At 61.4% G+C, this 26,997-nt stretch carries 29 protein-coding genes and 1 pseudogene; 18 read left to right on the forward strand and 12 right to left on the reverse strand.

Annotated features, from left to right (window positions below; translation table 11 throughout):
- Positions 1-53 precede the first annotated feature (53 nt).
- From OZ411_RS02525 to OZ411_RS02535, 3 genes are all read right to left on the reverse strand, one after another.
- Positions 54-3,362, reverse strand: a complete 3,309-nt coding sequence (locus tag OZ411_RS02525; protein ID WP_282526652.1) for a UvrD-helicase domain-containing protein — start codon at positions 3,360-3,362, stop codon at positions 54-56.
- Positions 3,359-6,007, reverse strand: coding sequence for a PD-(D/E)XK nuclease family protein (locus tag OZ411_RS02530; RefSeq protein ID WP_282526653.1), 2,649 nt, complete (start codon positions 6,005-6,007; stop codon positions 3,359-3,361). Before OZ411_RS02530 ends, OZ411_RS02525 begins: the two co-directional genes overlap by 4 nt.
- Before the next feature lie 251 nt (positions 6,008-6,258).
- Entirely contained in the window at positions 6,259-6,657 is a 399-nt protein-coding gene (locus tag OZ411_RS02535) for a hypothetical protein (RefSeq protein ID WP_282526654.1), read from the reverse strand.
- Between the two features lie 141 nt (positions 6,658-6,798).
- Between OZ411_RS02535 and OZ411_RS02540 the strand changes: the two genes are divergently transcribed.
- From OZ411_RS02540 to OZ411_RS02550, 3 genes are read left to right on the forward strand one after another with little or no spacing between them, the layout of a single operon-like run.
- On the forward strand, positions 6,799-7,728 hold the full coding sequence (locus OZ411_RS02540) for a Ku protein (RefSeq protein ID WP_282526655.1): 930 nt from the start codon (positions 6,799-6,801) through the stop codon (positions 7,726-7,728).
- 13 nt (positions 7,729-7,741) lie between these two features.
- Positions 7,742-8,647: a ribonuclease Z gene (locus tag OZ411_RS02545; protein ID WP_282526656.1), complete on the forward strand. Its 906-nt coding sequence runs from the start codon at positions 7,742-7,744 to the stop codon at positions 8,645-8,647.
- A gap of 23 nt (positions 8,648-8,670) precedes the next feature.
- A complete protein-coding gene (locus tag OZ411_RS02550) occupies positions 8,671-9,294 on the forward strand; it encodes a cell envelope biogenesis protein TolA (RefSeq protein WP_282526657.1) in 624 nt (207 codons plus the stop codon).
- A gap of 56 nt (positions 9,295-9,350) precedes the next feature.
- Here OZ411_RS02550 and dinB read toward each other — a convergent pair whose 3' ends face one another.
- The 3 genes and pseudogenes from dinB to ligD form a co-directional block, all read right to left on the reverse strand.
- Positions 9,351-10,475, reverse strand: a complete 1,125-nt coding sequence (gene dinB, locus OZ411_RS02555; RefSeq protein WP_282526751.1) for a DNA polymerase IV — start codon at positions 10,473-10,475, stop codon at positions 9,351-9,353.
- An 88-nt stretch (positions 10,476-10,563) separates the two neighbouring features.
- On the reverse strand, positions 10,564-10,731 hold the full coding sequence (locus OZ411_RS02560; RefSeq protein WP_282526658.1) for a hypothetical protein: 168 nt from the start codon (positions 10,729-10,731) through the stop codon (positions 10,564-10,566).
- Positions 10,731-11,647, reverse strand: a pseudogene (gene ligD / locus OZ411_RS02565) (non-homologous end-joining DNA ligase). The gene OZ411_RS02560 and the pseudogene ligD overlap by 1 nt, the downstream one beginning before the upstream one ends.
- A gap of 108 nt (positions 11,648-11,755) precedes the next feature.
- Here ligD and OZ411_RS02570 point away from each other — a divergent pair.
- The gene (locus tag OZ411_RS02570; RefSeq protein WP_282526659.1) at positions 11,756-11,941 is read left to right on the forward strand and encodes a DUF3606 domain-containing protein; all 186 of its coding nucleotides are present in this window, start codon (positions 11,756-11,758) and stop codon (positions 11,939-11,941) included.
- Between the two features lie 35 nt (positions 11,942-11,976).
- On the opposite strand, the gene OZ411_RS02575 is transcribed toward OZ411_RS02570, so the two are convergent.
- The 3 genes from OZ411_RS02575 to OZ411_RS02585 form a co-directional block, all read right to left on the reverse strand.
- Positions 11,977-12,243, reverse strand: a complete 267-nt coding sequence (locus tag OZ411_RS02575) for a hypothetical protein (protein WP_282526660.1) — start codon at positions 12,241-12,243, stop codon at positions 11,977-11,979.
- A gap of 132 nt (positions 12,244-12,375) precedes the next feature.
- Positions 12,376-13,038, reverse strand: a complete 663-nt coding sequence (locus OZ411_RS02580; RefSeq protein ID WP_282526661.1) for an SOS response-associated peptidase — start codon at positions 13,036-13,038, stop codon at positions 12,376-12,378.
- Between the two features lie 109 nt (positions 13,039-13,147).
- Entirely contained in the window at positions 13,148-13,342 is a 195-nt protein-coding gene (locus OZ411_RS02585) for a hypothetical protein (protein WP_282526662.1), read from the reverse strand.
- 15 nt (positions 13,343-13,357) lie between these two features.
- On the opposite strand from OZ411_RS02585, the gene OZ411_RS02590 reads away from it, so the two are divergent.
- The 4 genes from OZ411_RS02590 (at position 13,358) to OZ411_RS02605 (ending at position 17,467) form a co-directional block, all read left to right on the forward strand.
- Positions 13,358-13,951 carry a hypothetical protein gene (locus OZ411_RS02590; protein ID WP_282526663.1) on the forward strand — a complete coding sequence of 198 codons (594 nt, stop codon included), beginning with the start codon at positions 13,358-13,360 and terminating at the stop codon, positions 13,949-13,951.
- 159 nt (positions 13,952-14,110) lie between these two features.
- Positions 14,111-14,494, forward strand: coding sequence for a thermonuclease family protein (locus OZ411_RS02595; protein WP_349016968.1), 384 nt, complete (start codon positions 14,111-14,113; stop codon positions 14,492-14,494).
- 133 nt (positions 14,495-14,627) lie between these two features.
- Positions 14,628-14,810 carry a hypothetical protein gene (locus OZ411_RS02600; protein WP_282526664.1) on the forward strand — a complete coding sequence of 61 codons (183 nt, stop codon included), beginning with the start codon at positions 14,628-14,630 and terminating at the stop codon, positions 14,808-14,810.
- Positions 14,811-15,454: 644 nt separating this feature from the next.
- Positions 15,455-17,467: a ParB/RepB/Spo0J family partition protein gene (locus tag OZ411_RS02605; protein ID WP_282526665.1), complete on the forward strand. Its 2,013-nt coding sequence runs from the start codon at positions 15,455-15,457 to the stop codon at positions 17,465-17,467.
- A 308-nt stretch (positions 17,468-17,775) separates the two neighbouring features.
- Here OZ411_RS02605 and OZ411_RS02610 read toward each other — a convergent pair whose 3' ends face one another.
- Positions 17,776-17,904 carry a hypothetical protein gene (locus OZ411_RS02610; RefSeq protein ID WP_282526666.1) on the reverse strand — a complete coding sequence of 43 codons (129 nt, stop codon included), beginning with the start codon at positions 17,902-17,904 and terminating at the stop codon, positions 17,776-17,778.
- Positions 17,905-18,164: 260 nt separating this feature from the next.
- Here OZ411_RS02610 and OZ411_RS02615 point away from each other — a divergent pair, with 260 nt between their 5' ends.
- Positions 18,165-18,476 carry a DUF736 domain-containing protein gene (locus tag OZ411_RS02615; protein ID WP_194456893.1) on the forward strand — a complete coding sequence of 104 codons (312 nt, stop codon included), beginning with the start codon at positions 18,165-18,167 and terminating at the stop codon, positions 18,474-18,476.
- Positions 18,477-18,837: 361 nt separating this feature from the next.
- Complete coding sequence (locus tag OZ411_RS02620; protein ID WP_282526667.1) at positions 18,838-20,034, forward strand: DUF932 domain-containing protein; 1,197 nt, start codon at positions 18,838-18,840, stop codon at positions 20,032-20,034.
- A 143-nt stretch (positions 20,035-20,177) separates the two neighbouring features.
- On the opposite strand, the gene OZ411_RS02625 is transcribed toward OZ411_RS02620, so the two are convergent.
- A complete protein-coding gene (locus tag OZ411_RS02625; RefSeq protein WP_282526752.1) occupies positions 20,178-20,405 on the reverse strand; it encodes a helix-turn-helix transcriptional regulator in 228 nt (75 codons plus the stop codon).
- 232 nt (positions 20,406-20,637) lie between these two features.
- Between OZ411_RS02625 and OZ411_RS02630 the strand changes: the two genes are divergently transcribed.
- The 8 genes from OZ411_RS02630 (at position 20,638) to OZ411_RS02665 (ending at position 25,326) form a co-directional block, all read left to right on the forward strand.
- On the forward strand, positions 20,638-20,910 hold the full coding sequence (locus tag OZ411_RS02630) for a DUF2285 domain-containing protein (protein ID WP_282526668.1): 273 nt from the start codon (positions 20,638-20,640) through the stop codon (positions 20,908-20,910).
- Between the two features lie 167 nt (positions 20,911-21,077).
- Positions 21,078-21,272 (forward strand): DUF6499 domain-containing protein, encoded by a 195-nt coding sequence (locus tag OZ411_RS02635; RefSeq protein ID WP_282526669.1) that lies wholly within the window; start codon positions 21,078-21,080, stop codon positions 21,270-21,272.
- Positions 21,273-21,348: 76 nt separating this feature from the next.
- Complete coding sequence (locus OZ411_RS02640; protein ID WP_349016969.1) at positions 21,349-21,849, forward strand: DUF2285 domain-containing protein; 501 nt, start codon at positions 21,349-21,351, stop codon at positions 21,847-21,849.
- Positions 21,850-21,981: 132 nt separating this feature from the next.
- Entirely contained in the window at positions 21,982-22,263 is a 282-nt protein-coding gene (locus OZ411_RS02645; protein WP_249759698.1) for a helix-turn-helix domain-containing protein, read from the forward strand.
- A gap of 22 nt (positions 22,264-22,285) precedes the next feature.
- Positions 22,286-23,167 carry a replication initiator protein A gene (locus tag OZ411_RS02650; RefSeq protein ID WP_282526671.1) on the forward strand — a complete coding sequence of 294 codons (882 nt, stop codon included), beginning with the start codon at positions 22,286-22,288 and terminating at the stop codon, positions 23,165-23,167.
- Positions 23,168-23,456: 289 nt separating this feature from the next.
- Positions 23,457-23,921: a DUF2840 domain-containing protein gene (locus OZ411_RS02655; protein ID WP_282526672.1), complete on the forward strand. Its 465-nt coding sequence runs from the start codon at positions 23,457-23,459 to the stop codon at positions 23,919-23,921.
- Positions 23,918-24,430: a S26 family signal peptidase gene (locus tag OZ411_RS02660; RefSeq protein WP_282526673.1), complete on the forward strand. Its 513-nt coding sequence runs from the start codon at positions 23,918-23,920 to the stop codon at positions 24,428-24,430. Before OZ411_RS02655 ends, OZ411_RS02660 begins: the two co-directional genes overlap by 4 nt.
- 2 nt (positions 24,431-24,432) lie before the next feature.
- A complete protein-coding gene (locus OZ411_RS02665) occupies positions 24,433-25,326 on the forward strand; it encodes a lytic transglycosylase domain-containing protein (RefSeq protein ID WP_282526674.1) in 894 nt (297 codons plus the stop codon).
- 115 nt (positions 25,327-25,441) lie between these two features.
- Here the strand turns inward: OZ411_RS02665 and OZ411_RS02670 are convergent, their stop codons facing one another.
- Positions 25,442-26,977, reverse strand: coding sequence for an IS66 family transposase (locus tag OZ411_RS02670; protein ID WP_282526675.1), 1,536 nt, complete (start codon positions 26,975-26,977; stop codon positions 25,442-25,444).
- Positions 26,978-26,997: the final 20 nt, after the last annotated feature.

A 26,997-nucleotide genomic window follows, 5' to 3' on the forward strand; every position in this document is an offset into this window, starting at 1 on the left:
AGCGAACGGCCACCAGGCGGCCACCGGCGTTTAGGCATCGAGGCCGGCGACCCTTAACCGACGGCGCAATAAATCAACCGAGAGATCCAATCTACGCGACCGGATGTCATGTAGACGATGGCGCCGCGTCGAGCTCCGATTACGTGCATATACTGACCGAGCTGCTGCCTGTAGGCTGCCCGGTCTGACTCTTGGGGTGCGACGTCGCTTTTCCAATCGAACGCGATCGTGCCGCCGTCCGCCACCGCATCCGCCCGCCCGACAATTAATTGATCCGAGCTCGCTGGACCAACGCCATAGATCGGTAGTTCGGCCACAAGCCGGGCACGATACGGCTTGATATCGGGAAGCTGGAGAGTGCGCAGCGCGTTGGTTGCAAGTTCCGTCGCCTCGGGCGAGGCGCCGGATGATGATTGCGAGCACATCTGATCGCGCAGTAGTGCGGCCCTCGCAATTACCGTCTCCGGGTTCTCGTCCAGTTCGCCGGTCACCAGCTCTTCCATCAGCTTGTGCAAGAGGATGCCGCGAATGCGCCCGCCGTCTATGGGACGTAGGGCGTGAAGGAACTCGTCATCGCTTATTTCTGACGGAATCATACCGGTGATCACATCTGGATCGCCATCGCTTGGGGTAATCCAGCGGATTCGTGATGAAGCCTCGAGCCGCGATCGCTCCTCCGCGAATAATTCGGCTTTCTGAAGATTTTTGGTTACGGTGGGCGAGACGATGCTCGCGCGCGGTAAGCGCGACAGATCCAATTCAGGCACGGTGTCCAGCTTGAAATCGAGGAGCTTGGCCCAAGACGCGTCGTTGCTCCACGTGAAGTCCGGCAGGATCAGCAATTCCATCGCTCGCGTGCACGCGACGTAGAGAAGGCGCAGATTCTCATTTCGCTTCTCGGCTTCTTCGGCCAGCAGGGCGTCGCCGAGGCTCGGAGGGACCACCTGCCCCAGGGCCCAGTGCAAGGTCTCGTCCCTTCGTCGATAGACGAACGTTTCGGCGCGGCGCGGCATCGACGCGCGATTGATCGGAATGACGACTGGCCACTCGAGGCCTTTTGAGCTATGAACCGTGACGATCTCTATCGACTGACCGTCGGCCTCGACCATGCCTTCCGGGGATCCCGAACTGCTCGACCATTCATCGTCGATGTCCCTGGCGAATTGAACGAAGCCGCGGACACGATAGCTGCGGGCGCGCTCGACCAAACCGTCGATATTCGCGAGCGATCTAACCGCCTGATCGGCGCTGCGGGCCGCTACGATGGCGCGAACGCGCAGTCGCTCGATCGCTTCAGCGAGGATGAGGGCGGGCGTCGTGCCATTAACGCGACGGCGAAGATCGCGCAAGATTGTCAGTAGCTCGCGCGCAACGGGGTGGTCAACGCTGGCCGGATCGGTTCGCAGGGAGAGCCCGATGATCCGATCCTTCTCGTCCGGCGTTGCAAGGTGTGCGATTATGTCCAGCAGCTCTTGTTCGGTGAGCCCAACCAGGGGACCGCGCAACAAGGCTCCGAGCGCCAACGTATCTCGCGGGTCGGCCAGCGCGCGGATCAACGCGACCAGGTCCTGTGCCTCCTGCCTCCTGAACAGGTTCTTGCCTGCCTGCGAGGCGAAGGGCAGGCCGGCTTCCTCGAGCGCTCTCTCATATCGCCATAGATCGGTCGAAACGGGAGCGAGCAGCGCGATGTCCCCCGGACTGAGGCGCCTCGTTTCGCCGTCGTTGAGCTTTACTTCGACATTTCCTATCAGGCGTGCGCAGACCTCGGCGACCACGCGAGCCTCCTCGTCGCGGGAGCTGTCGACCCGCGTGTCGGGAGGGAGTTGCACCTTGACCTTGGCGACGCTCGGAAAGCCGTACTCCATCGCGGTCCGCGTGCCTCGCAGGGCGACGTAGCCGGCTTCCTGCAATGACAGGCGCTCTTCGAAGCAGCGGTTGACGTGATCGAGAATTTGACTACGCGACCGGAAGTTGGCCGTGACGCGAAGGATATTGTTCGGAAATTGCGTCTTAATGGCTCTCCGCACCATCAGATAGGTCGCGAGGTCGGCTCCCCGGAAGCGATAGATCGCCTGTTTCGGATCCCCGACGAGGAATAGATGGCCGGGTGTCAAGGACCGATGTTGCCATGACTGCGCATGCTCATCGGCGCTGCACAGGAGGAACATGATCTCCGCTTGCACGGGGTCGGTGTCCTGAAACTCGTCCACGAGTATCCGGGAGAACCGCGCGCCGGCAGTAGTTCGTACTGCTCGATAATTGCGAAGCACGTCGCGGCACGTGAACAATAGATCGTCGAAGTCGAGAACGGCCGCCCGCTTCTTGAAGGCTTCATATTCCGCGAGCACGTCTCCGAGCTCTGCGGAGAGTGTACCGATCAGAGATGTGGCGATCCTCCCCATTAGCGTGCCGTATGCGCTGCGGCATCGTGCGTAGTGCTCCTCAGCCTGGTCCGCCAGGCGGTCACCGGCTTCTCGCCCCGCCACCTTTCGCCATAAGGACCGCCGTCTATAGTCGCGCAGATCGAACGCATCCTTGCGCATGATCGGAAGCCAAGCCGGGTGAGCCAATTCCCAGAGAGCTTCGAAGTCGGGGAGAGGGTTGAACCGCCCCTGAAAATGCAACGCCAATGTCTCGAGTCCTACGATATCGGGATCCGCCTCGGGCGGAACGTCGACGTGGTCGCACCAGCGGCGGAACTCGCGGACGTTTTCGGCGAACTCCAGATCTGCCTTCGAATCGAGATCGGATGGCAACGGCTGTGCCAATCGATAGCGTCGCCGGAATCTGGCGAAGCTGCGCAGAAGATCTTCAGCGCCCGTCGGATCTCTGCGCGCGATCGAGGCAACGCAATCGCCCGGCGAGGAAACCGATTTATCGAGCCGATTCCGCCACCATCGATCAAAGATCGCATCGAAGGCGAAGTCCGCCTGATCGGCGTCCAGCACCTCCGCACCCGGATCGATGGCGGCTTCGACGGAGTAAGTGCGCAGCAGATCGTGGCAAAATCCGTGAATCGTTCCACAATTCAATTCATCGAGCCGGTCGGACGCGGTGCGCAGCGCTTTTCTCTGATCGGGCGTCGGCCCGTCCGACAAACTGAGCCGGAGTTCGTGCGGGACCTTGTCCGCGAGGATAGAGTCGAGATACCACGCGATGCGTTGACGAAGCTCGCCGGCCGCAAGCTCCGTGAAGGTGATGGCTGCGATCGATTTTGGATCCACGCCGGCCGCGAGCAGCATCACCACGCGGCCCGCAAGAAGGGACGTCTTCCCTGTACCTGCCGCTGCCTCAACCAGCAGGCATGAGTCGAGGTCGGTCAAGGCGCGCAAACGTTCGGCGTCGTCGACCATGGCCGTCATGGTACGCTCCAGAAGCGGGCGATGCTTTCACTCGCCTTGCTGTAGGCTATGAGCTTGCGCCTCTCGTAGCCGGGCGATGCCGGGAGGGCCAATCGCATTTCATTCGATATGTCGAACGACAGCCGTCCCGGCACCGCGACGCCACGGCGGAGCATTGCGACAGCGACGGTGATGAAGGTTGCAATCTGTTCGATCGCAACATCGAGATCTGGCAACCTTAAAGCCAGAGGCTCGCCACGCAGATAAAGGAGCCTTGCGACGATTTGCGGGTCTTCCTTCAGCAATTGGCGGCACGCGAGCCCGTACAGCGCGCGTTGAAGCTCAGCTCCGCCGTTGATCACGATGCGGTTGGCGTTCCTGGGAGCTTCGCTCGTTTTGTAATCCGTTATGCGGGCCGCGGAACGGTCCATTCGCAGGTCGAGGCGATCGATGGTGCCGCGCAGCTTTACGGGAGTGCCCGGTACGGCAACGGGGATCTTTGGGTCCCAAGGCAGTTCCCGCTCGACGGCGAAGTCCTCGGGTTGACCGAACGGGACCTCGGTCCAACTGCGCGTTCCAGTCTCCGAGATCTCCTTGCGCAACAGCCCTACCAACGCGAGGGAGGCCGCGAAGTCGAGTGTGTTGTTCCACAATAGCCTTGGAGGCACGTGTCCTTCGAGTGGCCAGACTTGGCGCACGGTTTGGGTCGCTTCCTTCAGAGCGCCCTCGATCTCTTCGTCCGACGCGCGCGCATAGCCCGGTTGAGGCTCCAGCAAGTCCACCGCGCGGCGCAGCAATTCATGGACCAGCTTTCCGAACTCTGCAGGCGCCATTGTGAGCGGCTGCTCTCGATCCTGGGGCGTCGACCAACCGAGTCCATAGCGCCAGACGAAGCCAAGCGGATCCCGCAGCAGCCTTTGCAAGGATGTAGGGGACTGCACCCGTTCGATTGCCTTGATGATAATCGGATGATCTGCGTCGAACTGGCCGTCGTTGCGGGTCAGTTGTCCAAGGTGCCAATTGCGCCAACACAGATGAGCCGATCTCATCCGGTCGATCTTGGCCGCGTCCTCCGGGCGAGCCATCAGCCGGTCCGCTTCGTTCCAGGCATGCTCGGGTATGCGCGCTCTCGAGAGGGATTGTTCGGGGCGATTCAGCAGGAGGGGGCTTCGTCCGACCCGGCTACCTTGCGCGCTTCGACGGCTGCGCGACAACACGATGTCGCCAGAGGCCGCTGCCAGGATGATCCGAAAATGTCTGCGATCGGACTTCGCAACGGGATCAACGTCAAACTCGCCCGATGGGAGGACATGATCGGGCAGAACGGAATCGTTGCCAGCGTGACGAGGCCAATTCCGGTTCGTGAGGCCGAGCAGACGGACATGGCGCCGAGGTGCGGACGCAAGATCGCGCGCCGAACACCAGACAATCGAATCGGCAGCGTCATTTTCGGATTCAAGTCGGGCATTCTGCAGGGAGAGCTCGATCGCCTCGGGCGGCGCGGTCCGCAATGCCGCTTCCCAAAGCTGCAGTGCGCGGCCGCGCACAAAGAGGCGGCCCCCTTCTCCTGCAGCCGAAACACCCTTCGTGAGCACCTCGACGAGTGGCAGGACGGCTTCCACGCCATCCAAGGACGGGTCCTTTAGCACAATGGCGGAAATCGCGCGTCGCCAATCCTCCACGCGGGCCAAGGTCGCGCCGCGCGGGATCGAAGCCATCCACTGCTGAGGAAGCTTGTCGAGAAGTTCATGCTGGCCGCGACACAGCGAGACCAGGCGACGCATGCGTTGTTGGTTCAAGCCATGCAAGAGGATGTCGGCCAACGCTGCGCACCGTTGGCCATCGCGCGTCGAGAGTGCGGGAATTCCGTGCGCGAAATGCAATCTCAATCCAGCATCGGCAGCCAACGCGCAGAAATGATCATCCCAAGGCACGGTGCCCGCCGAGGTGATCGCGATCTCATGCGGCTTTGCAGCGCCGGACACGATCGCCTGTCGTGCCCAGCGCAGGCTCTCGACCACTTCATGATGCGGGTCGGCGCAGGATACGGCGGCGGCTTCGCTTTCGGCTCGGGGCTCCGGCCGCACTATCAGTCCCGCGAACCACTCGGTTTCGGCATGCGCGGGGGCATGCCATTCGACAGGCACCTCTTTGGAGAGCGCCTCCACCAAAGACCGCCAAATCGGCGCGATCCAGGAAAGCCCTTCGATGGTCACCGGACCGATCACACGCTTCGCGTAATGAATCCGCTTGAGGGCTGCCGATCGCAGATCGTGCGGCATCAATGTCGCGATTGGCAACGATCGCCGGATGCGCTCTTCGATGAGCGCGAGGTCTGCGAGGCGCGCGTGGCCCGATCGCGCTTTCGAGTGGAGATCGATATCCGCATCCCAGACCTTACGTAACGTCCGCGAAACTGCTCGATTCATCCCCGGAAGGTGTCTTACCGCCTCCAGTTCGACGAAGCCGCCCTCGGCTAGTGCGTGCTGCACGGCAAGGTCGAGTACCTGCGTCGTAAGTGGCGCGGTAAACCCGCCCGCAAGCCTTGCAGCGAGCTTCGGCAGTGTCAGGATTTGAAGGCCGCATTCGTTTGCGCGCGCCGCTGCTGCACGTCGCCCTTGAAAGGCAAGGTGGCTCCCAATTACAGAGGTCCGGATTTCGAGCATATCATCAGCGACGTTGTTAGCGGACCCGTGTCATTAAACGCCGAAAACGCTTGCGAGACTTCGGCAAATCCCACGAGCGGCTATCACGGCGGGCCCTGCCGGGAATAGCCAGCCTAGATGCAATCTGAATTATAACCAGGCCGTATTGGAAGAGCCGCTTGTAGATCGCCCTCCTCCGTGCACGACTTTCGGCCTTCTCCTGACAGCGTGCGGTCGTGTTGCGGGCCATTCCGTGCATTTTGCCGACGTGTTCAGGGCGCATCGTAGAACGGCCAGCAGCCGTCTTCCTCGTGACGTCCCGTCCGCTGGGTGCAGGTATCGTCCAACAAGCGTAGCCCGACATCCTTCCAGACAGCGCGCTGGCCGTAGAGCCGGACGGCGTCGAGTCTCTGAATCTCGATGCACCGGTTGCAGCGGCGGCAATTCACCCTCAGAAGGTGCTGGACAATTTCGCCAAGCCGCAGCGCGGCGATGCTGGACCCGGATGGCTTGGCACGCGCTTCCTCCAAAAGCGCTTGCCAGTATTCGGGCGGCAGGTCGTTGTTTGGAGCCAGCGCAGGTGGGACCGTGGCCTTCCTGCTTAGGGCCGCGGCCATCTTTTCCATCTGTTTTGCATTCGGCATGCGCCAACTGGCGGGGCGGTCAGTCACGGCTTTATTAGAACATAACGAGAACAAATGTCGAGTCCCGCCTCAGCCGAAAATATCGTTTGTAGGGAGGCCTACACTGTCGGAACCATGCTCACCCATTCGTCTTGAATTAAGCCGCCCTCGCTTCGGAGTACTGCGTTCATGGCCGCGCGCGCCAACTGGAAAGGCTTTCTGCGCCTGTCGCTCGTCACGTGTCCGGTCGCACTATATCCTGCTACCTCAGAGAGCGAGAAGATCTCGTTCAACCAGCTCAACAGGCAGACCGGCCACCGCATCAAATACGTGAAGGTTGATGCCGACACTGGCGAGGAAGTGCCGAACGAGGACATCGTCAAGGGGTATGCGCTCGACAAGGAGACGTTCATCGAAGTGTCGAAAGAGGAGCTCGAGGAGCTCGCGTTGGAATCGACGAGGACCATCGATATCGACGAGTTCGTCGAGAAATCGGAGATCGATCCGCGCTACTTGATCCGGCCATATTACCTTCGGCCCGATGGCAAGGTCGGGCACGATGCTTTCGCCGTGATCCGAGAGACCATCCGCGACATGAACAAGGTCGCAATTGGCCGTGTCGTGCTGACCAACCGCGAGCACATCATCGCACTTGAGCCGCTCGACAAGGGGCTCGTCGGCACGCTGCTGCGCTACCCGTACGAAGTCCGCTCCGAGGACGAATATTTCGACGAGATCCAGGACGTCAAGGTCACCAAGGACATGCTCGATCTCGCCAAGCACATCGTGAACCAGAAGTCCGGACGGTTCGAGCCGGACAAGTTCGAAGACCAGTACGAAACCGCTCTCATCGACCTCATCAACCAGAAGCGCGCAGGGAAGCCGATCACGCCGAGGGAGCGCCCTGGGGGCGAGAACGTCGTCGACCTGATGGAAGCGCTGCGACGGAGCGTTGGCGGCACTGCGGCGGAGACCAAGGCACAGCAGAAGTCATCAAAGAAACCGCGCAAGGCGTCGGCGGGCCAAAAGGAAATGCTCATGCCGATCGCCGGCAAGAAGCAGGCCAAGGAGACCGCGGCGAAGAAGCCGTCGACCAAGTCACAGCGGAAGTCGGCGTGACACCAAGCCACGAATGTTCGCACTCACCGTTCTCGGAACATCGGCAAGCGTTCCATCAGCAGATCGCAACCACCCGGGCATTCTAGTCGAGGCGGGTAGCCATCGCATTCTGGTGGATTGCGGAGAGGGGACGCAGCGCCAGTTGCTACGCAGCGGCGCCGGCTTCCGACGGCTCGACCGGATCCTGCTGACCCACGGTCACTTCGACCATGTGCTCGGCCTTCCCGGGCTCTTTTCGACTCTGCGGCTTCGGCGAACCGATGACCTGATGAAGATCCATGCGAGCCCGGGCACCCTCGATATCGTCGCCCGGATGCTCGCGGGCCTGTGGGGAGAAGGGCGTGCGCCCGTTCCGCTAGAACTCGTTCCGCTGGCGACCGGCCAGGTCCTCGACGCCGGCGACTTCACGATCGGCTGCTTTCCGGTCCGCCACCGCGATACCGACAGCTTCGGATTCTCCTTCGAAAGCCAGGTCCGCCGTCATCTTCGGCCGGACCGCCTCGCGGCCCTTAGAGTGCCGGACGGCCCAGTGCGCAAAGAGTTGGCGGAAGGAAGGGCGGTGACGCTCGCGGACGGCAGGACGATCGATCCCGAAGACGTCCTCGGGCCGCCGGAGGGACGCAAGAAGCTTGTCATCGTTGGAGATACTGAAACCGTCGATGGTCTGGCTGAGCACGTTCGCGATGCAGACGTGCTTGTGATTGAGGCGACTTTTCTCCAACGTGATGCGTCCATCGCCCGTGATTATGGGCATCTTACCGCGGCCGAAGCTGCCGCGCTCGCGGCAATGACGGGCATCAAGCTGCTCATTCTGACACACATTTCCGGTCGCTATCATGATGAGGAAATATTGACCGAGGCGAGCAGGACGTTTGCAAACAGTCGAGTAGCTGCAGATTTCGATCGCATCGTGATCTAAGGGCCGCGCAGGAGAGCACGAAAATGGCGAGGAAGCTGAAGACGTATCAAACTTCACTTGGCTTCTTCGATCTGGCGATAGCGGCGCCGTCAATGAAGGCGGCCTTGGAAGCCTGGGGTGCCGACAGCAACCTCTTCCACCAGGGAGCCGCGATGCAGAGTGAAGATCCGGACGTTGTTGCGGCGACAATGGCAGCGCCGGGCGTGGTTCTGAAGCGTCCAGTCGGCTCAAGCGGTCCGTTCAAAGAGCAGGCCGAACTGCCCACGGATCTCACTGATGATGACGGTTCGAAGAAGGCGCGCCGTCCCAAGCTCGCCGGCCAAAAGCCGCGGAAGCAGCAGGCAAAGCGGGGCAATGATCCGGCAGCCGACCGGAAGGCCGCACTCGCTTTTGAGAAGGAGCAGAAGCGACGCGAGCGCGAGCATGCAAAGCAAGAGGCGGCCCGGCAGAAGGAACGCGAGCGACGGCAGCGCGCCATCGACAAAGCGCAAGCCGCCTTGGACGCAGCTCGTCAGAACCACGAAAAGAATGCTGCCGATATTCGAGCTGAGGTCGAAGTTCTCGAGGAGCGAGCGCAAGCCGAAGAGGTGCGTTGGGATAAGGAGAAAGCGAAGCTGGAAGCTTCGTTGCGACGCGCCCGAGGGTAGTCCTCGGAGCCGTGTGGCCGTCACCGGTCAGCTAGACCAGTGCTGATTCGGAACAATCATCCCCGGACACTAAATGCATCCAAGGTAAGTGGCAATTGTTGCTCATCTTCTGGGTCGTGCACTCCAAAGCCGGAAACAGCGATTCCGATCAGTCGTATTGCCTTCCGTGGCGGCATCAGCTGCTTCAGTAACTCGAGAGCTAGGCGAGAGAGATCGCCCGTACTGTCGATGAGGCCCGTGGACCTGCTGCGCGTGATCAACTCGAAATCGGAAAATTTCACCTTGAGCGTCGCCGTCCGTCCCCGCGCACCGGTGGTCTCGCAGTGACGCCAAACCTTCTCGATCAGCGGTTGCAATTCGGCTGCCAGAGCTTCGTAGTCGGCGAGGTCCTGCGAGAACGTGGTCTCCGCACCGACCGACTTTCGGATACGATTGGCTCGGACCGGCCGATTGTCGATGCCGCGCGAGATCCAATAGTAATGGACTCCCGCCTTCCCGAAATTGGTGGTCATGAACTCGAGCGTTTGGTTACGCATGTCCATGCCCGTGAAGATGCCAAGACTATTCATTTTCGCGCTCGTCGCCGGGCCGATTCCATGGAATTTGCCAACGGCGAGCTCCTGAACGAAGGTCGGCCCTATCTTGGGTGTGATGACGAACTGACCGTTCGGCTTGCGTTGGTCGGATGCAAGTTTCGCCAGAAACTTGTTGTAGGAGATGCCGGCGGAGGCGGTCAGACCTGTTTCGCTGAGGATTTTGGCCCGGATCATGGTCGCGATCTCCGTCGCGATCGGAATGCCTTGGATGTTCTCTGTAACATCCAGGTATGCCTCATCTAGCGATAACGGCTCGATGATTTCCGTATGCTCGGCGAAGATCGCTCGGATTTGTCGCGAGATCTCCTTGTAGACCTCGAAGCGCGGCTTCACAAAGATCAAGTCCGGGCATTGTCGCTTGGCAGTCACCGATGGCATCGCTGACCGAACCCCGAACTTGCGCGCCTCATAGCTCGCGGCGGCGACGACGCCACGCCCCCTGGATCCGCCCACGGCGACGGGCTTGCCGCGCAAGTCCGGATTGTCTCGCTGTTCGACCGACGCGTAGAAGGCATCCATATCGATATGGATGATCTTGCGGCCGTCCCCTTCAACGACATTCTGATTCTGATCAGACGATCTCATACGTAAATTATACAGCGAATTCCTCGTGCCGGGTTCTTCCTTTCGAAGCGCAGCGGGGAAAAGCACAGACTGATCTTCGCGGGATGGGTCAGCGTTCAGGATCGGCCGCCCGCGCTACAGCGGCGTTGACCTTCGCGCGATCTCGCCGATCTTCTGGAGGAAGCATCATCACGGCGTGATGGAGCTCAGCGGGAATAGTCAAAAAGCTGTCCAGGGGCTTTTCTGCCCACTGCCAAAAGCGGTCGTAGGCATCCATCACAGGTCCTCCCGCAGGCCCCGAAGAAGGGATGGCGGACTTTTCCCTCCACCGACTTCGCGCGGTACTCGATCTCGGCAAGCAACTTCGGTTCGACCCAGATACCCTTATGTGCGATCCGCTTCGTGTACGGCTGGGTCTTCCGGATCAGCGGTTTTAGCCTCTTCTGCAAGTCGGCGGCGGAAGCCTTGTCGAAGCCATGGTCGACCTTGCCCGCATAGATCAGGTCATCACCCTTGCGCCGACCGAGATAGATGCCGTCCCACTTGCCCTCATCGAGCGCGAAGCCGGCTATGGTCAGTGTCTCGCGCTGGACGCAGGTCTTCTTCACCCACTCGCTCGTACGTCCCTTCGGGTAAGAGCCGTCTCGTACCTTCGAGACGACGCCTTCCAAGCCGAGTTTACATGCGTGTGCGAACATCTCACGTCCTTCGATCTCGAAGCTTTCACTGAACTGGACGTCGGTGCGATCGACGATCTTCTTTAGCTCCGCTTTCCTCTGGAACAGCGGTAGCTTCCGAAGATCACGGCCATTCAGGTAGAGCAGATCGAAGGCCACGAGCACGATCCTGGTCGACTTGCCCTTCAGTTCCTTCTGCAGCACCGAAAAATCGGTACCGTCGACCGTGGGGACGACGATCTCGCCGTCGACGATGGCGGAGCTCGCCTTGATGCGCCAGGCGTCGTGGGCAACCTTCTTGAAGCGATGGGTCCAGTCGTGACCTCGCCGGGTAAAGATCCTGGCCGCCTCGTTGGCCAAGTGTACCTGAACGCGGTAGCCGTCGAACTTGATTTCGTGAATCCATCGACTGCCGGACGGCACCTTCTCGATCGAGGTCGCCAAGGCCGGTTCGATAAAGCCGGGCAACGGTGCCTTAGTGCCGATTGTCGCCGGTTTTCGACGCTGAAACGCCACTCACCTACTCCACGCAACAGCTGATTCAAACTGACACAGTTCGAATCGTTCCGGAACCCATGAATCCTTTGCTGCGTTGCTTCATCATCAATCCATCAGGAGGAGCCGATGGCGACAGCGAAGAAGAAGACGGCGCGCGGACGCAAGCAGGACCGGGCCAAGGTGGCCGGCCGACAAAAGTATGAAGTGGGGTACGAGTCCAAGAAGACAGGGCGGTCGGCGTCGGCGGTCAAAAAGGCAGTCAAGAAAGTCGGCAACAGCCGGAAGCGCGTCGAGAAGCGTCTGGGGCGCTAGTCGCCTTCGCTGATCTTGATTGTCCAGCCGGTCTCCTAAACCTCGGGCGGGCATTCGGGGCAGGTGTCGCCTATCGAATCCAGAGCCTCGGTGACCGCCTCGGCGGCCGCTTCGGGCGAAAGACCCGGCGGCGGATCCTGGCGGGCGATCTCGAACGCGCGCTTCCGGGCGTGCGGATCTGCGCGGTCCTGCATCCAGCCGTGGTACTCGCACTCGCGGATCGCGCCTGCCTCCTGCAGCACCGCTATCGCCCAGCCGCGCACCGTGCGGATCGCCGTCCGCTTCTCCTTGGTCATCAGCATCGAGATCGCTCCTGCGCGAGGGGCGAATCCTTGCAGCCCTCAAGTCGTTCCGGCTGCTAACACAGGGCAGGGATTCCAAATCGTCAGGACAGGTGCTTTTCCACGTGTTCCGCCGCCCTGTGCAAAAGCCGCCTACGCAGCGACCTTGTCTTCCTTGTCTTCGCCACGCATGACGATCTTCAGCGCATCATCGGACAAAGGGCGCTGAAGCGCCTTCGCCTCATCCCAGGGAGCGCGCATCCAGACGTCACGCTCCTCCTCAGTGGTCAGAATTACCGGCATGGCCTTCGGATGGATTGGCTCGACGACGGCATTCGGCGATGTTGTGAGAAACCCGTAAACAAGGTGAGGGCCCGGGATTGGCTTCGACTTGGTGCCGCGGTCGCCCTTGAACTCGGTCCAGATGCCGGCGAAGCAAAAGAGCGGCCGGCTTTCCTCGAGCGCGAACCAGACGACCTCCTTCTTCTTTGTCTCAGGATTTGGCTCGGGGGCGTACTCGGCGAAGCTGTTCGCCGGCACGAGGCAGCGGCTCTCCGGCTTCAGCCAGCCGCGCCAATGCGGCGACGACGTATTGCGGATGTTGGTGACCGGCGGCCCGCCGGTCTTGGGTGGGGGCGGCATGCCCCAGCGCATCAGCACCATCTCTTCGGCATCACCGACATTGCGGATCACCGGTGCCGGATAGTCCGGAAACACACCGGGCATCGGCGCCAGATTGCCGACATAACGGTTCATGCGTCTGAACAGACCGGCGATCGCGGCCTGGTTAGTTGTGATCGAATAGAGATTGCACATTCAGCCTTCGCTCTCGGTCATCCATCAATTCAATCAACCATGTCGGTGCCTGATCCTTTACGAAGGAATACTAGTCCGGATCGTTCATCGCCAGCTCACCGCGCGCCGACTACCCCGTGTAGGTCCGAAAGTGTCCACGCGTGTAGGCGTGCGAGACGGCCTTTTTCAGCTCCGAGATCTCGGTTTCCAGGAAATTGTTCGCGACGATCAACGCGCGAATATCGCCGTCGCAAATGGCGATCGCCTGCTCGACGGCCGCGTCCAGCCCCTCGTCGTGTTCGTTCGGCTTCGAGACCGATGACATGGCGTTGTTCCAGGGTTGACCGTCGATGAAGTATGTTCTTATTTTGTTCTAATGGAGTCAAGCCGCCGTTTCAAGCCGCCCTGGACGTTGGTCCGGGAAAATTCCGAGTGCTACGTCGTTAGGGATGCGAACGGCGTAACGCTGGCGTGGCCTTATTGCCGCGATGATGCGCAGTGCTACAGCTTCGGCGTTAGCAAGCTCTCCTCGGACGAGGCACGCCGGATCGGCAAGGCAATCGCGCGCATTCCCGAGTTCCTGATGCCACGCCAAGGCTTCTATCCGCGTGGGGGCGGGGCCCGCTGGCGCGCCGACCGGCCGTATCATGTGGCCTTGGAAGACCGTTACATGCGCGAGCACTGGGATGAGATCTACGCGCTTTGCCGACTGAACAGCCTGCCCTTCAACGCAACGGGTGAAGTCATAAAGAGCGACGGCGTTTGGAGGGTCTATGAGTTTACCTGGCAGATGGATGCGATCCTGTTCTGGGACCGCTTCCAGGGCCGCTGGCTGCGCGGCACGGAGTTTCATTATCCCGAGCGGCCAGAGAATCTGCCGTCCCTGAGGCCACTTGAGAACTGGCCGAAATCCAATCCCCGCGATCTGCGGTAATCGCTGGTACCCACGCCATGAACAAACGCCGAGACCTTATATTGATTCTCCTGCTGTTATCGAGCGCGGCGCTGGCCGACGACTTTGTCGGTCAGGCCAGCGTCATTGATGGCGACACGCTGGAGGTTCATGGAATGCGGATCCGCCTTTGGGCCGTGGATGCTCCGGAAAGCACTCAGCTATGTCGCGGTGAGGACAGTGCACAGTACCGCTGTGGTTCGAAGGCTGCGAACGACCTCGACGCTTACATTGCCCGGCGCCCCCGTCAATTGCGTTCCTCTCAGTCTCGACCGGTATGGCCGCACGGTCGCGACCTGTTCCGTCGCGGGCAGGGATCTTGCGGAATGGCTTGTGCGCAACGGTCTCGCGCTGGATTGGCCCCAATACTCGAAGGGCAGATATCACGAAGCTCAGCGCGAGGCTGAGCGCGCCGGACTAGGACTCTGGAAGGGCAGCTACATCGAGCCGTGGCTCTATCGTGCATGCATCCGCGCGGGCGGAAAGCCGTCCGACTGTTCGGACGATGCAAGTGCCCATCCTTGATGGACTCCACTGCGGGGCATCAATCCACAACGTGCGATGGTCTATCACCACCCTCACGCAGGTGGGCGCTAGCGTGGTTTGGGCGACTCACGCTAACCCTCATCCAATCACCTCACTGCACAATGGGAATGAAATGGTTGCAGCCAACCGTGAAATGCCGGCCTCTGGTTACGCGCTTGAAGTGGACGGCCGACTCAAAGCCGAATTTGCGACCAAAGACGGCGCCAAGGCCGGTGGAGAAGAACTAAAGAAGCGTTTTCCCATGCTTCAGATCAGGATCTATGACACGCAGACGAATGCGCGCGAGGAAATTTAGATCCTCAGACTCAGGTCCCAATGGCTTTCTGCCGCTTGGGCGCGTGCGGCTTTCGCCGCATCGGGCTCTCGTGAACCGAGCCGCTTCGCGTCTCGGCCATAGGCTTCGATCCCTCGCGCAACATAATGAGTCGCTCGCCGGAGGCACTCGCTCGCGGGCCCCGCCGTCATTGCATGCCGGCGTCGCTATCACTGTCCCGCGTTCGGGTGCCTTCTTAACCGGTCTCGCGACTGCACTCGGTCCCGGGTCCCGCCGCTACGCGTCGGCGCTATGCTGACCCTCCTGCGGGTGCCTCTTTTGATTCTCTCACTCTTGCCTCTTGTTTTCACCTCTGCCGGGCTGCGCAGCAATCTCACGGTTGAGATCTAAGGGGCGCTGCCCCTCGCGCGCGCCAGGGTAAAGCGCCGGCTGACGCCGGCGCCGCCCCGAGCGGTCTCCCCGGTCTTCCGCGCTTTCTCTGATCCCTCACTCTTCCGAACGACTGGCATGCGCCCGTGCAGACCCGCTCTTACGAGCGGCCCTTTCGGGCGGGTGATCCCCCTCCGCTCGGTTCGCCCTGGCACTTGCTACCCCGGTCTCGCCGACGGGCAGGGGCGCAGGCGCGGAGTGCGCCCTGCACCCATGAAAGCATAGGGAGATTGATCATGTCGGCCAAGCACGTTGAAACCATCCCCGAGAGCGGGACGGAGATGTTCATTCCGCTTAACAAGCTCAAGAAGTCGCCGAAGAACGCGCGCAAGACACCGCACAGTGAAGCGGCGATCGAGGCGTACGCGGCCAGCATCGCCGCCAAAGGTATTCTGCAAAATCTGGTGGTCGAGCCGGAGTTGGACGGAGAAGGGGCGGCCACGGGATTCTACTTCGTGACCATCGGCGAAGGCAGGCGGCTGGCGCAGCTTCTGCGGGTGAAGCGGAAGGAGATCAAGAAGACCGAGCCCATTCGCTGCATCATCGACACCGCGAACGACCCGCACGAAATCAGCCTGGACGAGAACGTCACCCGGGAAAACATGCATCCTGCCGATCAATTCGAGGCCTTCAAGAAGCTGGCGGAAGAACGGGGCTTCGGCGCGGAGGAAATCGCCGCCCGCTTCGGTGTGACGCCGCATGTGGTGCGTCAACGCCTGCGGCTGGGCGCGGTCTCCCCGAAACTGATGCAGGTTTATCGCGATGGCGAGCTGACCCTTGAACAGTTGATGGCCTTTGCCATCACTGATGATCATGCCCGGCAGGAAGGCGTGTATGAGCGGCTATCTTATAACCGTGATGCCAGCACCATCCGTCGCATGCTCACCGAAACGCACGTGGCCGCAACCGACCGCCGTGCGCGGTTTGTCGGGATCGAGGCCTACACGGAAGCGGGCGGCTCGATCCTTCGTGATCTCTTCACCGAAGATCGCGGCGGCTATCTGGAAGACGTGGCGCTGCTCGATCTGCTGGTGACCGCAAAGCTCGGCCGCGAAGCCGATGCCGTGCGGGCGTCTGAAGGTTGGAAATGGACGGAAGCCCATCTTGATTTCCCGCACGCCCACGGCATGCGGCGGACTTATCCGCATCCGGTCGAGCTTTCGACGGAAGATCAGGCCGCTCTTACTACGGCACAGACGGCATTCGACCGGCTATCGGAAGAGCATCAGGCGGCTGAGGAACTTGGTGACGACGTGGACGCTCGGTTCGGTGAGCTTGAGGCCGAAATCGAGCGGCTGGAAGCGAAGCGGCAGGCCTATGATCCTGACGACATCGCGCGCGGTGGCGCTTTCGTGATCCTCAATCACGACGGCACCATTCGGATCGAGCGCGGGTTCATCCGCCCGGCAGACGAGAAGCCCCAAGCCGAAACCGAGGAGGGGAGCGACGCGCAGGCGCCGAACGAGTGCGGCGAGACAGATGGCCACGCGGCGCAAGGTGATAATGGAGAAGAAGTCGTTGCCGAGGAAGAGGACGACGACCGACCTCTATCTGACGTTCTTGTTCGGGACCTCACCGCACATCGCACCTTGGGACTGCGCCTCAATTTGAGCGAACAGCCTGAAACCGCAATCGTGGGCGTCACGCATGCGCTTGCGGCGCAAATCTTCTATCTCGGTGCGGATGCGCATGTCGTCGGCATCCAGCCGGTCAAGACCGATTTGGCTGGGCATGCGGATGGCATCGAGGATACACCGGCCGGCAAGGCTTGGGCGGATCGTCACGCCAATTGGGCAAGGCAGATGCCCCGGGACGTCGCTGGCCTTTGGGCTTTCGTGGCCGAACTCGACCACGATAGCCGCATGACCCTGTTCGCGCATTGCGCCGCATTGACCGTCAATGCGGTGAAACTGCCATGGGAGCGGCGGCCGCGAGCGCTGGCAACAGCGGATCGGCTCGCGGAAGCCGTGTCCCTCGACATGACCGGCTATTGGCGGCCGACGGTGCGCAGCTATCTTGGCCGCGTCACCAAAGCGCGCATTCTCGAGGCGGTTTGCGAAGGTGTGAGCGGCGAGGCGGCCGAACGAATGGTGGATATGAAGAAGGCCGACATGGCAGAAGCCGCCGAACAGTTACTGGCGGCGACCGACTGGCTGCCCTCGCTGCTGAGAACGGCCAGGCCGGAGGATCGGACGGCTGTCCCAAGCGAGGCGCAAGGCGGCGATGAATATTCGCAGGCCGCAGAATGAGGCTTAAGCCGGGGCCGCGCGAGCGGCCCCGGTTCCAAAATTTCGGCCGCGCGCCTGACCGGCGCGCGGCCGATTTTTGCGTTCAGCGGCGACCGCTGAATGGAAGCCCCGCCACGAGCGAGACCTCGATCACTTTGATCGACGCCGCCTGCGGCAGCCATGTGGACCGCTATGTGGTGCTCGCCTATCAACAGCAAGCGATGAGGCCGGACGCTTTGTCGTCTGCAGACTGGAGTATTGCAAGCGCTGCCTGGCGGATCGCTCCAGCAGCACCTTCGTCCTGGCACGCAGGAATGCGACGAGGGGCGCTAGCGTTTGCCAGAATGCGTCTTTCTTGCCGTTGATGCGCTGATGTCAGCATGTGTCCGATCGATCCAGTCCCGTCCCTGTGCTGCGTCGGTGTCGGCCGCCATGGTGGTCTCCGTCAGTTCGTTCATGGCGCGTCCAACGCAACCTCGAATGGGCTGATCAGGCCCGAGGGCCGGCAAGAGCCTCGATCGCCTTCCCGCAACGGCTGCGCCTGCTTTTTTCCCCTGCCGCGAAGGGGCGGCATTCCTCGCGGAAGACAAAAAAGCAGGCTTGTCGCCGTCCTCCGCTGACGCTGCGGGCCTGAAGGCTGCGGGCCGATCGCTCCCCGGGCCAAGGATCGCCATCGAGGCTGCGATAGGCGCGGCCCGAGCAACAAACGGAGACCACCATGGCTACCATCGGCACCTTCACCGCCTCAGACAACGGCTACGTCGGCTCGATCAAGACGCTGACGCTGAACATCAAGGCGAGGTTCGCCGCATCCGAGAAGGACAACGACAAGGCGCCCGACTACCGCATTTTCAACGGTGTGACCGAGTTCGGCGCGGCCTGGAAGAAGACCGCCCGCGACAGCGACCGCGAATACCTCTCGGTCAAGCTCGACGACCCGAGCTTCCCGGCCCCGATCTACGCCTCGCTGGTGAAGGTCGAAGGCGACGAGGGCTTCACCCTGATCTGGTCCCGCCGCAACGGCGACTGATCCCTCGGGATCATCGGCCCCGCCTCTCCGGAGGCGGAGCTTTTTTGCATTTCTTGCGCCGCTTTGCAGGAGGAAGAGCATTTTTTCTTTGAAGAGATTGCTAAGGGCTCCGCCCTCGCGCGGGCAAGGGTGAAGCACGATTCCGTGCCGGCCGGAGCGGTATCCCCGGTCTTCCGCGCGAAGAATCTTCATGACGACGATGTCGTCAAGCGCGTGCAGACGCGCGCTGTTAGCGCGCCCTTGTCAGGCGGGTGATCCCCCTCCGCTCCGGCCGCCCTTGCCCTTGCTACCCCAGGTCTCGCCGACGGGCAGGGTTGCAGCGCAGCGCTGCGCTTCAACCTCAGCCCATAGGAGAACGACCATGAACATGATGACCTTGTCCCAAAGCGAACAGCCTGCTTCCGGCGGTTTCCGCGTGGATATATCGCGCGGCCAGCGGATCGGCCGCGTGTCGTCCGAGTGGTTTGCGCGACCGGATGACGAGCGGTATCTGAACCTGCCGGACCTTTATGAAGCGGTGCGAGGCCGGGCCGAGCGCGCACATGCGCGAACGGTAGAAAGCCGGACCATCCGGGTGGAGGCGAGCCGGGACAATGCCGAGCGGCTGGCCCTGACGGTGCCGGGACGTGACGAGCCGGTGGCGCCGACCCATTGGAGCTTTGGCCAGTTGTGCACGTTGGTCGGCGCGCCGACCTCCTATCTGCGGCAGCTTCCCGCGGCCCTATCGGCCATCAACCTGCAACACGGCTTGCTGTCGCAACGCGCCGAGCTCGTGAAGACATTGGAGACCAACAACGGACGCGTTGAGCTCCGTGCTGTTACCGGGCCGGACTATGGCCGCATCTGGGATCATGAACTGGTCGCGGCGGTCATGAAGATCGCGGGCAATGGCACCGGTGACACGCGCTGGAAGGTGCCGGGCGTGATGGACTGGGCGACGATGACACACAATCCATTTGTGGACGTAACCAAGGACACGACCACGCTCTACGCCAGTGACCGGGATGTGTTTCTGTTTCTAGTCGACGATACTAACCCTATCGAAGCGGGGCGCCTAGCGGACGGGTCGCCGGATTTGTATTTCCGGGGATTTTACTGCTGGAATAGTGAAGTCGGCAGCAAGACGCTCGGCATTGCCAGCTTCTACCTCCGCGCTGTCTGCATGAACCGCAATCTGTGGGGCGTGGAGAATTTTGAGGAGATCACTCTCCGGCATTCGAAATTCGCCGCACAGCGGTTCGCGCATGAAGCCGCGCCCGCATTGACAAGCTTTGCCAATTCCTCGCCCGCGCCGTTTATCGCCGGCATCAAGGCGGCTCGGGAGCGGATCGTCGCCCGCACGGACGATGACCGAGAGAGCTTTCTTCGCAGAGGCGGGTTTTCCAAGTCCGAGACCGCGAAGATCATCGAAACCGTTCTAGGTGAGGAAAACCGCAAGCCGGAAAGCATCTTTGATTTCGTGCAGGGCATTACCGCATTTGCTCGCGGCAAGGCTCATCAGGACACGCGCCTCGAACTGGAAGGCAAAGCCAAGCGCCTGATGGAGCGTGCAATCTGACACTGTGAGCCGCGCAATCGGGAACGGTTGCGCGGTCTCGCTTCCAGCCCAACGCATCGCCGCCGATCCGGCAAGCCGGATCGGCGGCGATGACGCGTATCCGCGTTCTGCGCTCGCCGGGCCTCCGGCCCGGCTCGCGAAGATCAGGATCGAACCTTGGGCACTTTCTCCTCAAGCAGATCTGCAGGTCGGACGTCCAAAGCTTGGGCAATCTGCCAGATTGTGAGCAATGTCGCGTTTTGCAGCCCTCGTTCCATGCTGCTCACGAAGGCCCGATCGACGCCCATGCGTTCCGCCACGGCCTCTTGGCTCAAGCCAAGGGCCAGTCTAAATCGACGCGCGTTCGCTCCAAAGACCTTGCGAATATCCATCCGCAGGATAGGAAGCAATCGCGTATTTTGGCGCTACGTGTTATAATACGCGGAGCTTGGATGTGCGGGTCAGGGACGGAGCTTCGATTGCCGGAAATATGGAGAATGCTGCGGCTTCTTGTACGGTCGCCCGTGCGGGTGGCATGCCGTATGCTACGAGAGGGAACTGTTTCGAGCCGACAAGGCTCACGCCTCGCGATTAAATTTTCGATCCCGCGGATATTGAGCTCTGATGTCGAACCCGCAGCTAGACCCTGACGTCGCGGATGTCGCGCCGAATGAGCCGGCGCTGACGGCCTACGACGAACAGCATGTCGTCACGTACATTCGCCTTCTGCAGGCGGAGGGTGAGGGGGCGGACTGGCGAGAAGTCGCTCGAGTGGTCCTGCATATCGATCCGGAGCGAGAGCCGGACCGTGCACGCAACGCATACCAGAGTCATCTTGCGCGCGCCAAATGGGTGACCGAGCAGGGGCGCCTTTTGCGCGGCGCCGGCTCAAAATAGAAGAGAATCGCCGACTGGCGACTTGCAGGCAGAACTATTTTCTTTCGCTAACCGGTGGTCATTCTCATGCACCACGTGGTGCCAAACTAGGGGCTTCCTACAACCGTCTCGTTCATAATTATTGCGCCGCAATCCTTGTTAGCTGCGTGCAATGGGGGGCGGAAGCAATGCCTGAATTCGACTGGCGATCGCCGGATTCGTTTAAGAGCCTAGAGAACGCTGAGATCACTCACATCGCCTGGGAAGGCCTTCGTATGAACGTGGACTACCAACGCGATTACGCAACAATGATTGCGGACAGCCCCAATGGCGAAGTGACCGAGGAATTCAGGAGGAGGTGGGGCATCTGCTTTCGCCCATGACCCGCAAAAATCATCCAAAGAGCAGGCTATCTTTTGGACACCTGAGGTTCTAGCGTCCGTTGTCCCGGTGACAACCGTGCCGGCTGCTTCTCACAAATCAGCGCCTCAGCCACTGCTCGACTTTACTGCCGGACAGGTGTGCCGCGCTGCCGACGGGTGGCACGCGGTGCTGCACATCGGCTCGGCGGAGCATCGCATCTGGTCGAAACAGCCGCTGACCGCAGGCGCTCACTATGCAGCCGAGTTGCCGCTCGACCGCGATTTCGAAGCACACGCGCACGCCGCCACGCGGCTGTGGCGCGCGATGAATGGACGCGCGCCAGGGCCCGCCTTTCATCGCTTGTCTAAGCAGCGGCGCGAACGACTATGCGCGGGTCTTCGCGCAGTCGCTGCGTACTTCGCCGGCGCGACCTACCGCAGCATCGCAGAGACTTTGTTCGGCGGAAGGCGCATACCCGATCGTGCCTGGAAAACACACGATCTGCGCAGCAGAATCATCCGCCTCGTGCAAAGCGGCCTCGCGCTGGTGCGCGGAGGCTATCGCAAACTTCTGCGGCCCGAGCGCAGGGACGAGTAGCACCCTCCCAAGGGGTGCCGAAAATCGACCCCCCAATATTCGGCATCCCCCTCCGAGAACTTGCTTCTCCATGATGACCGCACACACGCCGACGCCGCCATCCGCGGTGCGCTATCATCCTGGAGTTCTCAAATGCCCGATCCGATGGCCGGTCTACCCCCGCGCTTCCTGCGTACACCGGAAGCCGCGCGCTATCTTGGCCTTTCCGGTCGCACGCTGGAGAAGCACCGCACATACGGTACCGGACCGACGTATCGGAAGATTGGCGGACGTGTCGTCTACGCCGTAGATGACCTGAAAGCATGGGCCGACCTCGGCGCCAAGACGTCGACGTCCGACCCCGGGAAGGGGACGGTGCTGCCGGCCAAGAAGCACCCAACGCTGCGCCCTTATGCGGGCCAGGAACGTCGCTGATCACCGCGGAAGGACAGTGATCATGCGGCGCAGAGACCGTTCTGAGCGCGATCAGCTTGAGCTTTTTAGGGCGCTGCCCGGCGATCTCGCGCTCCGCGACGCGCAGGATCTCATGGCTTATCCGTTCTTCTCGCTCGCAAAAACGAAGCGGATTGTGCCGATCGATTTCCATGCCGGTGCGATCGCAATTCGTGTTGAAGCCGTGCCGGAGCACGGCATGGCCACCATCTGGGATGCAGACGTTCTGATCTGGGCTGCGTCTCAGGTCGTCGAAGCACGGGACGCCGGTTTGAAGACGTCGCGCCTCATGGCTGCAACGCCTTACGAGATTCTAACGTTCGTCGGCCGCGGCACCAGCGCGCGCGATTATGACCGGCTGAAGGCTGGTCTCGACAGACTTCAGTCAACAACCGTGCTGACGTCGATCCGACAGGCGACAGAACGGCGACGGCATCGCTTCTCCTGGATCAACGAGTGGAAGGAGACGTCCGATGCAAATGGTCGCCCATTTGGACTCGAATTGATCCTGCCTGATTGGTTCTATGCCGGCGTCATCGATGATGCGCTCGTGCTGACGATCGACCGCGCCTATTTCGAGCTGACGGGCGGCCTTGAGCGGTGGCTCTACCGGCTCGTGCGCAAGCACGGTGGACGCCAGGATGGCGGCTGGAGTTTTGACCTTGTGCACCTCCATGCCAAGTCCGGCATCCTCTCGCCGCTCAAGCACTTCGCTTACGATGTGCGTCAGATCGTCCAGCGCCAGACATTGCCCGGCTATCAGCTCGTGCTCACGCGCGATCCGAATGGCACCGAGCGACTGAACTTCGCGCCTACGCCTGTTGATCCCTTTACGGCACGCCTGCGCCGGCGCGATCTCATTCCAAATTCGGAGGACAACCTGTGAATCAGCTCGTGCTATCGGGGACCGCAACCCTCGTGCTATCGGGGACCGGATCCTCGTGCTATCGGGGACCGGAATCGGGCTTAAGAGCTTGTTTTTTCGCGCTTTCCAGCCGCTCTAACTTTACTAACCAGAAATCCTTCGGATTTTTTCTAACGGACCAGGCCGCAAGCCGCATCGGAGGCGATTGGCAACGGCGGGCCGTTAGCCCTGCTTGCGTTTGCAAGCCGCACACGCTCTTCACCGACCCCAAAGCTCACGGCTCCCAGTTCGAGCTTCAGGGAGCGGCGGCATGAGCGATCTTACTGAAGTAGAAGTGCTGTGGCTCGAGAAGCGCATCGAAAACCGCATTCGGTTCGGTCGTATCGTCAAGGAACGGAAGCTTGATCGCCACCGGCGTGTCCTGTCATTCGCGCCCGGCAGCGTCTTTGCCTTCGTCCGTTGGACCTCGAACGACTTTGGGACGATCATTTCGCGGATCGACATCCTGCGCGCGGTCGCGCCGGGACAGCGCTGCTCGACCGTTCCTTATGTGACACCCGGCGGCGAGATTCTGCTGCGCCTGTCAGGTTGGCCGAAGGTCGAGCGCGTGCTGCAGATGACCGATGCCGTTGAGGCGCTCGGCATCGATCCCGCCGATGTCGCGCCTGATCATTGGCATCACGTTCATAATCGTCTGTCCGTCAACGAAAACCCGCGTCCGTATACGAAAGCGCGCCACCAGGCCTGGCTTCACCGTCAGAGGATAATGCGATGACGGGCCGCATGAAGACGCTGACCGCGACGTTTGGGGCGGCTGCTGCGCTCGTCGCGACAGTCGCTCTGGAGCCGCTTCCGCTCTACATTTGGAATGTATCGGCGAGCGTGCCAATCGGTCTCTATCGCTTACGACCGACGGAGAGCTTCCATGTCACCGAGCTGGTCGCCGTTCAGCCGCCCGAGCCGCTTGCGACCTTCCTCGATTTGAACGGCTATCTGCCAGTCGGCGTTCCGATGCTCAAGCGGATCTTGGCGCTGCCAGGGCAGACGGTCTGCAGAAGCGGGCTCACAATTTCGGTCGACGACATTGCAATGGGCGAAGCGCGGGATCGCGACGGACGCGGCCGGCCGCTGCCGAAGTGGCAGGGCTGCCGCGTCGTCGGAGACGGCGAGCTCTTTGTCATGAACTGGCAGTCTGACGACTCCCTTGATGGCCGATATTTTGGATTCTTGCCGGCGTCGGCGGTGATCGGCCGTGCGCTGCCCGTGTGGACGTGGGAGGAGTGATCGTGCGTGTTCCACGTTCTTACCCCGCCATTTCTCTGTTCGATCAATTGCGGGATCATTCCTCCGTCCCGATCAATGTCTGCAAGGCCGACGCGCGCCGCGGCAGTCCAGGGCGGCCGCATGGCCGGCGCGAAGCGGCTTTACCCTGGACGGGCGCGAGCACGACGGCATGCTTGGCTCGGTCGGGCGTGCGTGTTTGGGCTGTCGTGTCGCTGCTGTTTATTTTCGCTGCGTCGGACAGTGGTGCTCTAGCGGAGAGCGGATCAGCGTCGATTCAAGCGGTTGCTCGGGCAAGCAACCCGTTTTCTGCTTTCGTCGACGAAGCCTCAAAGCGCTTTGCAATTCCGATGAGCTGGATCGGTTCGGTCATCAGCATCGAAAGCGCTGGAGACGGGCACGCCAAGTCACCCAAGGGCGCAATGGGACTGATGCAGATCATGCCGGCGACCTGGGCGGAACTGCGCCAACGCTATGATTTAGGGAACGATCCGTACGATCCGCGTGACAACATTCTGGCCGGCACGGCGTATCTCCGTGAATTGCTCGACCGCTACGGTTCACCTGGCCTGTTTGCGGCGTACAACGCGGGACCAACTCGCTACGAAGAGTATCTCGCGGGCCATTTCTTGCCCGATGAGACGCGATCCTATGTGACCAAGCTTGCAAGCCTGTTCGGCATCGAACTGCTGCCGACGTGGATCGCCGGCCGGCAGTCGTCGGCAGCGGCCACGTCGTTCGTTGTCCGATCCGATCTCATGCAAAGAGGCCGTCGACCGTCGACGTTCGTCGCTTCGACCGACGCCACGACTGCAGTCTCGTCGCGAAACATTTCGCACATGATCCCTAAGTCGACTGGGGTCTTTGCCGCTCGATCAGCTTCGGGAGCATCGCAATGACCAGGCGCGCGGGCTAGCAAACAATGGCGTGCTTCAGCGGGGAATTGGCGGGAGAACTTGGACAGGGGGTAAACTCGACAACTCGACGGTATGCGTCCGGATCCTGCACATGAGCTCAGGCCTTGACAGGATGCTGAGCGTTCCAAGCCCACGGCAGCAGTTCGTCGAGACGGTTGATCGGATGTCCGCCGACCATTCGCTGCAGCACGTCACGCAGGTATGCGTAAGGCTCGACGTCATTGAGCTTGCACGTCTCGATCAGCGAACAGATAATTGCCCATCGTTCTCCGCCGCCGTCGCTACCGGCAAAGAGGTGGTTCTTGCGGCCGAGCGCCACAGGTCGGATCGCTCGCTCGACGGGGTTCGTGTCGAGTTCTATGCGGCCGTCATGGAGGAAGCGGGTCAATCCATCCCAGCGCGACAGAGCATACCGGATCGCTTCGGCGAGATTGCCGCGGCCGGGCAGTTGCGGGAGCTGCACCTCGAGCCAAAGGCGAAGGCTGTCAATGATCGGCTTGGCGAGTGCGCGCCGCGTGGCCAGTCGAAGCGCCGGCGATTGACCACGCACCTGCGCTTCGACAGCATAGAGGCTGGCGATGCGGCGCAGGGCCTCGTGCGCGACGGGCGTGTCCTCGGCTTGCGCAACCTCGTAGAACTTGCGCCTGGTGTGCGCCCAACATGCGGCGAGAGTGATGTTGCCGGCGTCGGTCAGCCGCTCGAATCCCGCGTAACCGTCGACGTGCAGAACGCCCTTGAAGTGCGTCAGATGCGCCGCCGGGCGCTCCGCTTTCCGGTCGGGCGCGAACACATAAACCGCAGCCGGCGGCTCAGGCCCAGCCCAGCTCCGTTGATCGCGGGCATACACCCACAGCCGTCCGGTTTTGGTGCGGCCTCGGCCCGGATCGAGCACAGGGATTGGAGTGTCGTCGGCAAACAGGTGATCCGACGCGAACATGTGCTCGCACAGCCGATCGTGCAGGGCCTCAAACCACCAGCACGCGCCGCCGACCCATCCGGCCAATGTCGAGCGCTCAAGTTCGACGCCATGACGCGCAAAAATCTGCGCCTGCCGATAGAGCGGTGTGTGGTCGCAATATTTGCTGACCAGCACCTGCGCGAGCATGGCTGGCGTGGCCAAACCGCCGGCGATCGGTCGCTCGGGCGCCGGGGCCTGGGTGATCGTTCCGCAGCTGCGGCAGGCATATTTTGGGCGGCGGACGCGCACCACGCGCAACTGTGCTGGCACCCAGTCCAGCATCTCGCTGACGCTCTCACCGATCGCATGCAGCGCGGCGCCGCAGCACGCACATCTCTCACTATCGACGTTAAGCACGACCTCTTCTCGAGGCAGATGATCCGGCAGCGGCTTGCGCTTCGGCTGCAGTTTCTGCGTCGGCGAAAACGCCTCCAGCGAGGCGTGATCTACCTCGACGGCCGACAAATCGATGTCCAAATCTTCGAGTCCAAGGGCGAGTTGATCGGCGTCGAGACGCTCGGAACGACGCCCAAATTGTGCGCGCTGAAGCTGTTTGATGATCGCCTGGAGACGTTGGATCTCGCTGTTTCTATGCGCGATAACCGAGGCAATGTCGCGCACCAGGCGATGCAGAAGCGCAGTATCCGACGGCAGATTGTCGAGGTCGAGCTGCATGACCGATTCTACTCGACCAC

This window comes from Bradyrhizobium sp. Arg237L, from assembly GCF_029990105.1.
Classification (GTDB): Bacteria; Pseudomonadota; Alphaproteobacteria; order Rhizobiales; family Xanthobacteraceae; genus Bradyrhizobium.

Coding starts and splice junctions, on each gene's coding strand:
- OZ411_RS02525 (WP_282526652.1), bottom strand. CDS start 3,362: ATGACGGCCATGGTCGACGACGCCGAACGTTTGCGCGCCTTGACCGAC.
- OZ411_RS02530 (WP_282526653.1), bottom strand. CDS start 6,007: ATGCTCGAAATCCGGACCTCTGTAATTGGGAGCCACCTTGCCTTTCAA.
- OZ411_RS02540 (WP_282526655.1), top strand. CDS start 6,799: ATGGCCGCGCGCGCCAACTGGAAAGGCTTTCTGCGCCTGTCGCTCGTC.
- OZ411_RS02545 (WP_282526656.1), top strand. CDS start 7,742: ATGTTCGCACTCACCGTTCTCGGAACATCGGCAAGCGTTCCATCAGCA.
- OZ411_RS02550 (WP_282526657.1), top strand. CDS start 8,671: ATGGCGAGGAAGCTGAAGACGTATCAAACTTCACTTGGCTTCTTCGAT.
- dinB (WP_282526751.1), bottom strand. CDS start 10,475: ATGAGATCGTCTGATCAGAATCAGAATGTCGTTGAAGGGGACGGCCGC.
- OZ411_RS02560 (WP_282526658.1), bottom strand. CDS start 10,731: ATGGATGCCTACGACCGCTTTTGGCAGTGGGCAGAAAAGCCCCTGGAC.
- OZ411_RS02570 (WP_282526659.1), top strand. CDS start 11,756: ATGGCGACAGCGAAGAAGAAGACGGCGCGCGGACGCAAGCAGGACCGG.
- OZ411_RS02575 (WP_282526660.1), bottom strand. CDS start 12,243: ATGCTGATGACCAAGGAGAAGCGGACGGCGATCCGCACGGTGCGCGGC.
- OZ411_RS02580 (WP_282526661.1), bottom strand. CDS start 13,038: ATGTGCAATCTCTATTCGATCACAACTAACCAGGCCGCGATCGCCGGT.
- OZ411_RS02585 (WP_282526662.1), bottom strand. CDS start 13,342: ATGTCATCGGTCTCGAAGCCGAACGAACACGACGAGGGGCTGGACGCG.
- OZ411_RS02595 (WP_349016968.1), top strand. CDS start 14,111: ATGCTCCGGAAAGCACTCAGCTATGTCGCGGTGAGGACAGTGCACAGT.
- OZ411_RS02600 (WP_282526664.1), top strand. CDS start 14,628: ATGGTTGCAGCCAACCGTGAAATGCCGGCCTCTGGTTACGCGCTTGAA.
- OZ411_RS02605 (WP_282526665.1), top strand. CDS start 15,455: ATGTCGGCCAAGCACGTTGAAACCATCCCCGAGAGCGGGACGGAGATG.
- OZ411_RS02610 (WP_282526666.1), bottom strand. CDS start 17,904: ATGAACGAACTGACGGAGACCACCATGGCGGCCGACACCGACGCAGCA.
- OZ411_RS02615 (WP_194456893.1), top strand. CDS start 18,165: ATGGCTACCATCGGCACCTTCACCGCCTCAGACAACGGCTACGTCGGC.
- OZ411_RS02620 (WP_282526667.1), top strand. CDS start 18,838: ATGAACATGATGACCTTGTCCCAAAGCGAACAGCCTGCTTCCGGCGGT.
- OZ411_RS02625 (WP_282526752.1), bottom strand. CDS start 20,405: ATGGATATTCGCAAGGTCTTTGGAGCGAACGCGCGTCGATTTAGACTG.
- OZ411_RS02630 (WP_282526668.1), top strand. CDS start 20,638: ATGTCGAACCCGCAGCTAGACCCTGACGTCGCGGATGTCGCGCCGAAT.
- OZ411_RS02635 (WP_282526669.1), top strand. CDS start 21,078: ATGCCTGAATTCGACTGGCGATCGCCGGATTCGTTTAAGAGCCTAGAG.
- OZ411_RS02645 (WP_249759698.1), top strand. CDS start 21,982: ATGCCCGATCCGATGGCCGGTCTACCCCCGCGCTTCCTGCGTACACCG.
- OZ411_RS02650 (WP_282526671.1), top strand. CDS start 22,286: ATGCGGCGCAGAGACCGTTCTGAGCGCGATCAGCTTGAGCTTTTTAGG.
- OZ411_RS02655 (WP_282526672.1), top strand. CDS start 23,457: ATGAGCGATCTTACTGAAGTAGAAGTGCTGTGGCTCGAGAAGCGCATC.
- OZ411_RS02660 (WP_282526673.1), top strand. CDS start 23,918: ATGACGGGCCGCATGAAGACGCTGACCGCGACGTTTGGGGCGGCTGCT.
- OZ411_RS02670 (WP_282526675.1), bottom strand. CDS start 26,977: ATGCAGCTCGACCTCGACAATCTGCCGTCGGATACTGCGCTTCTGCAT.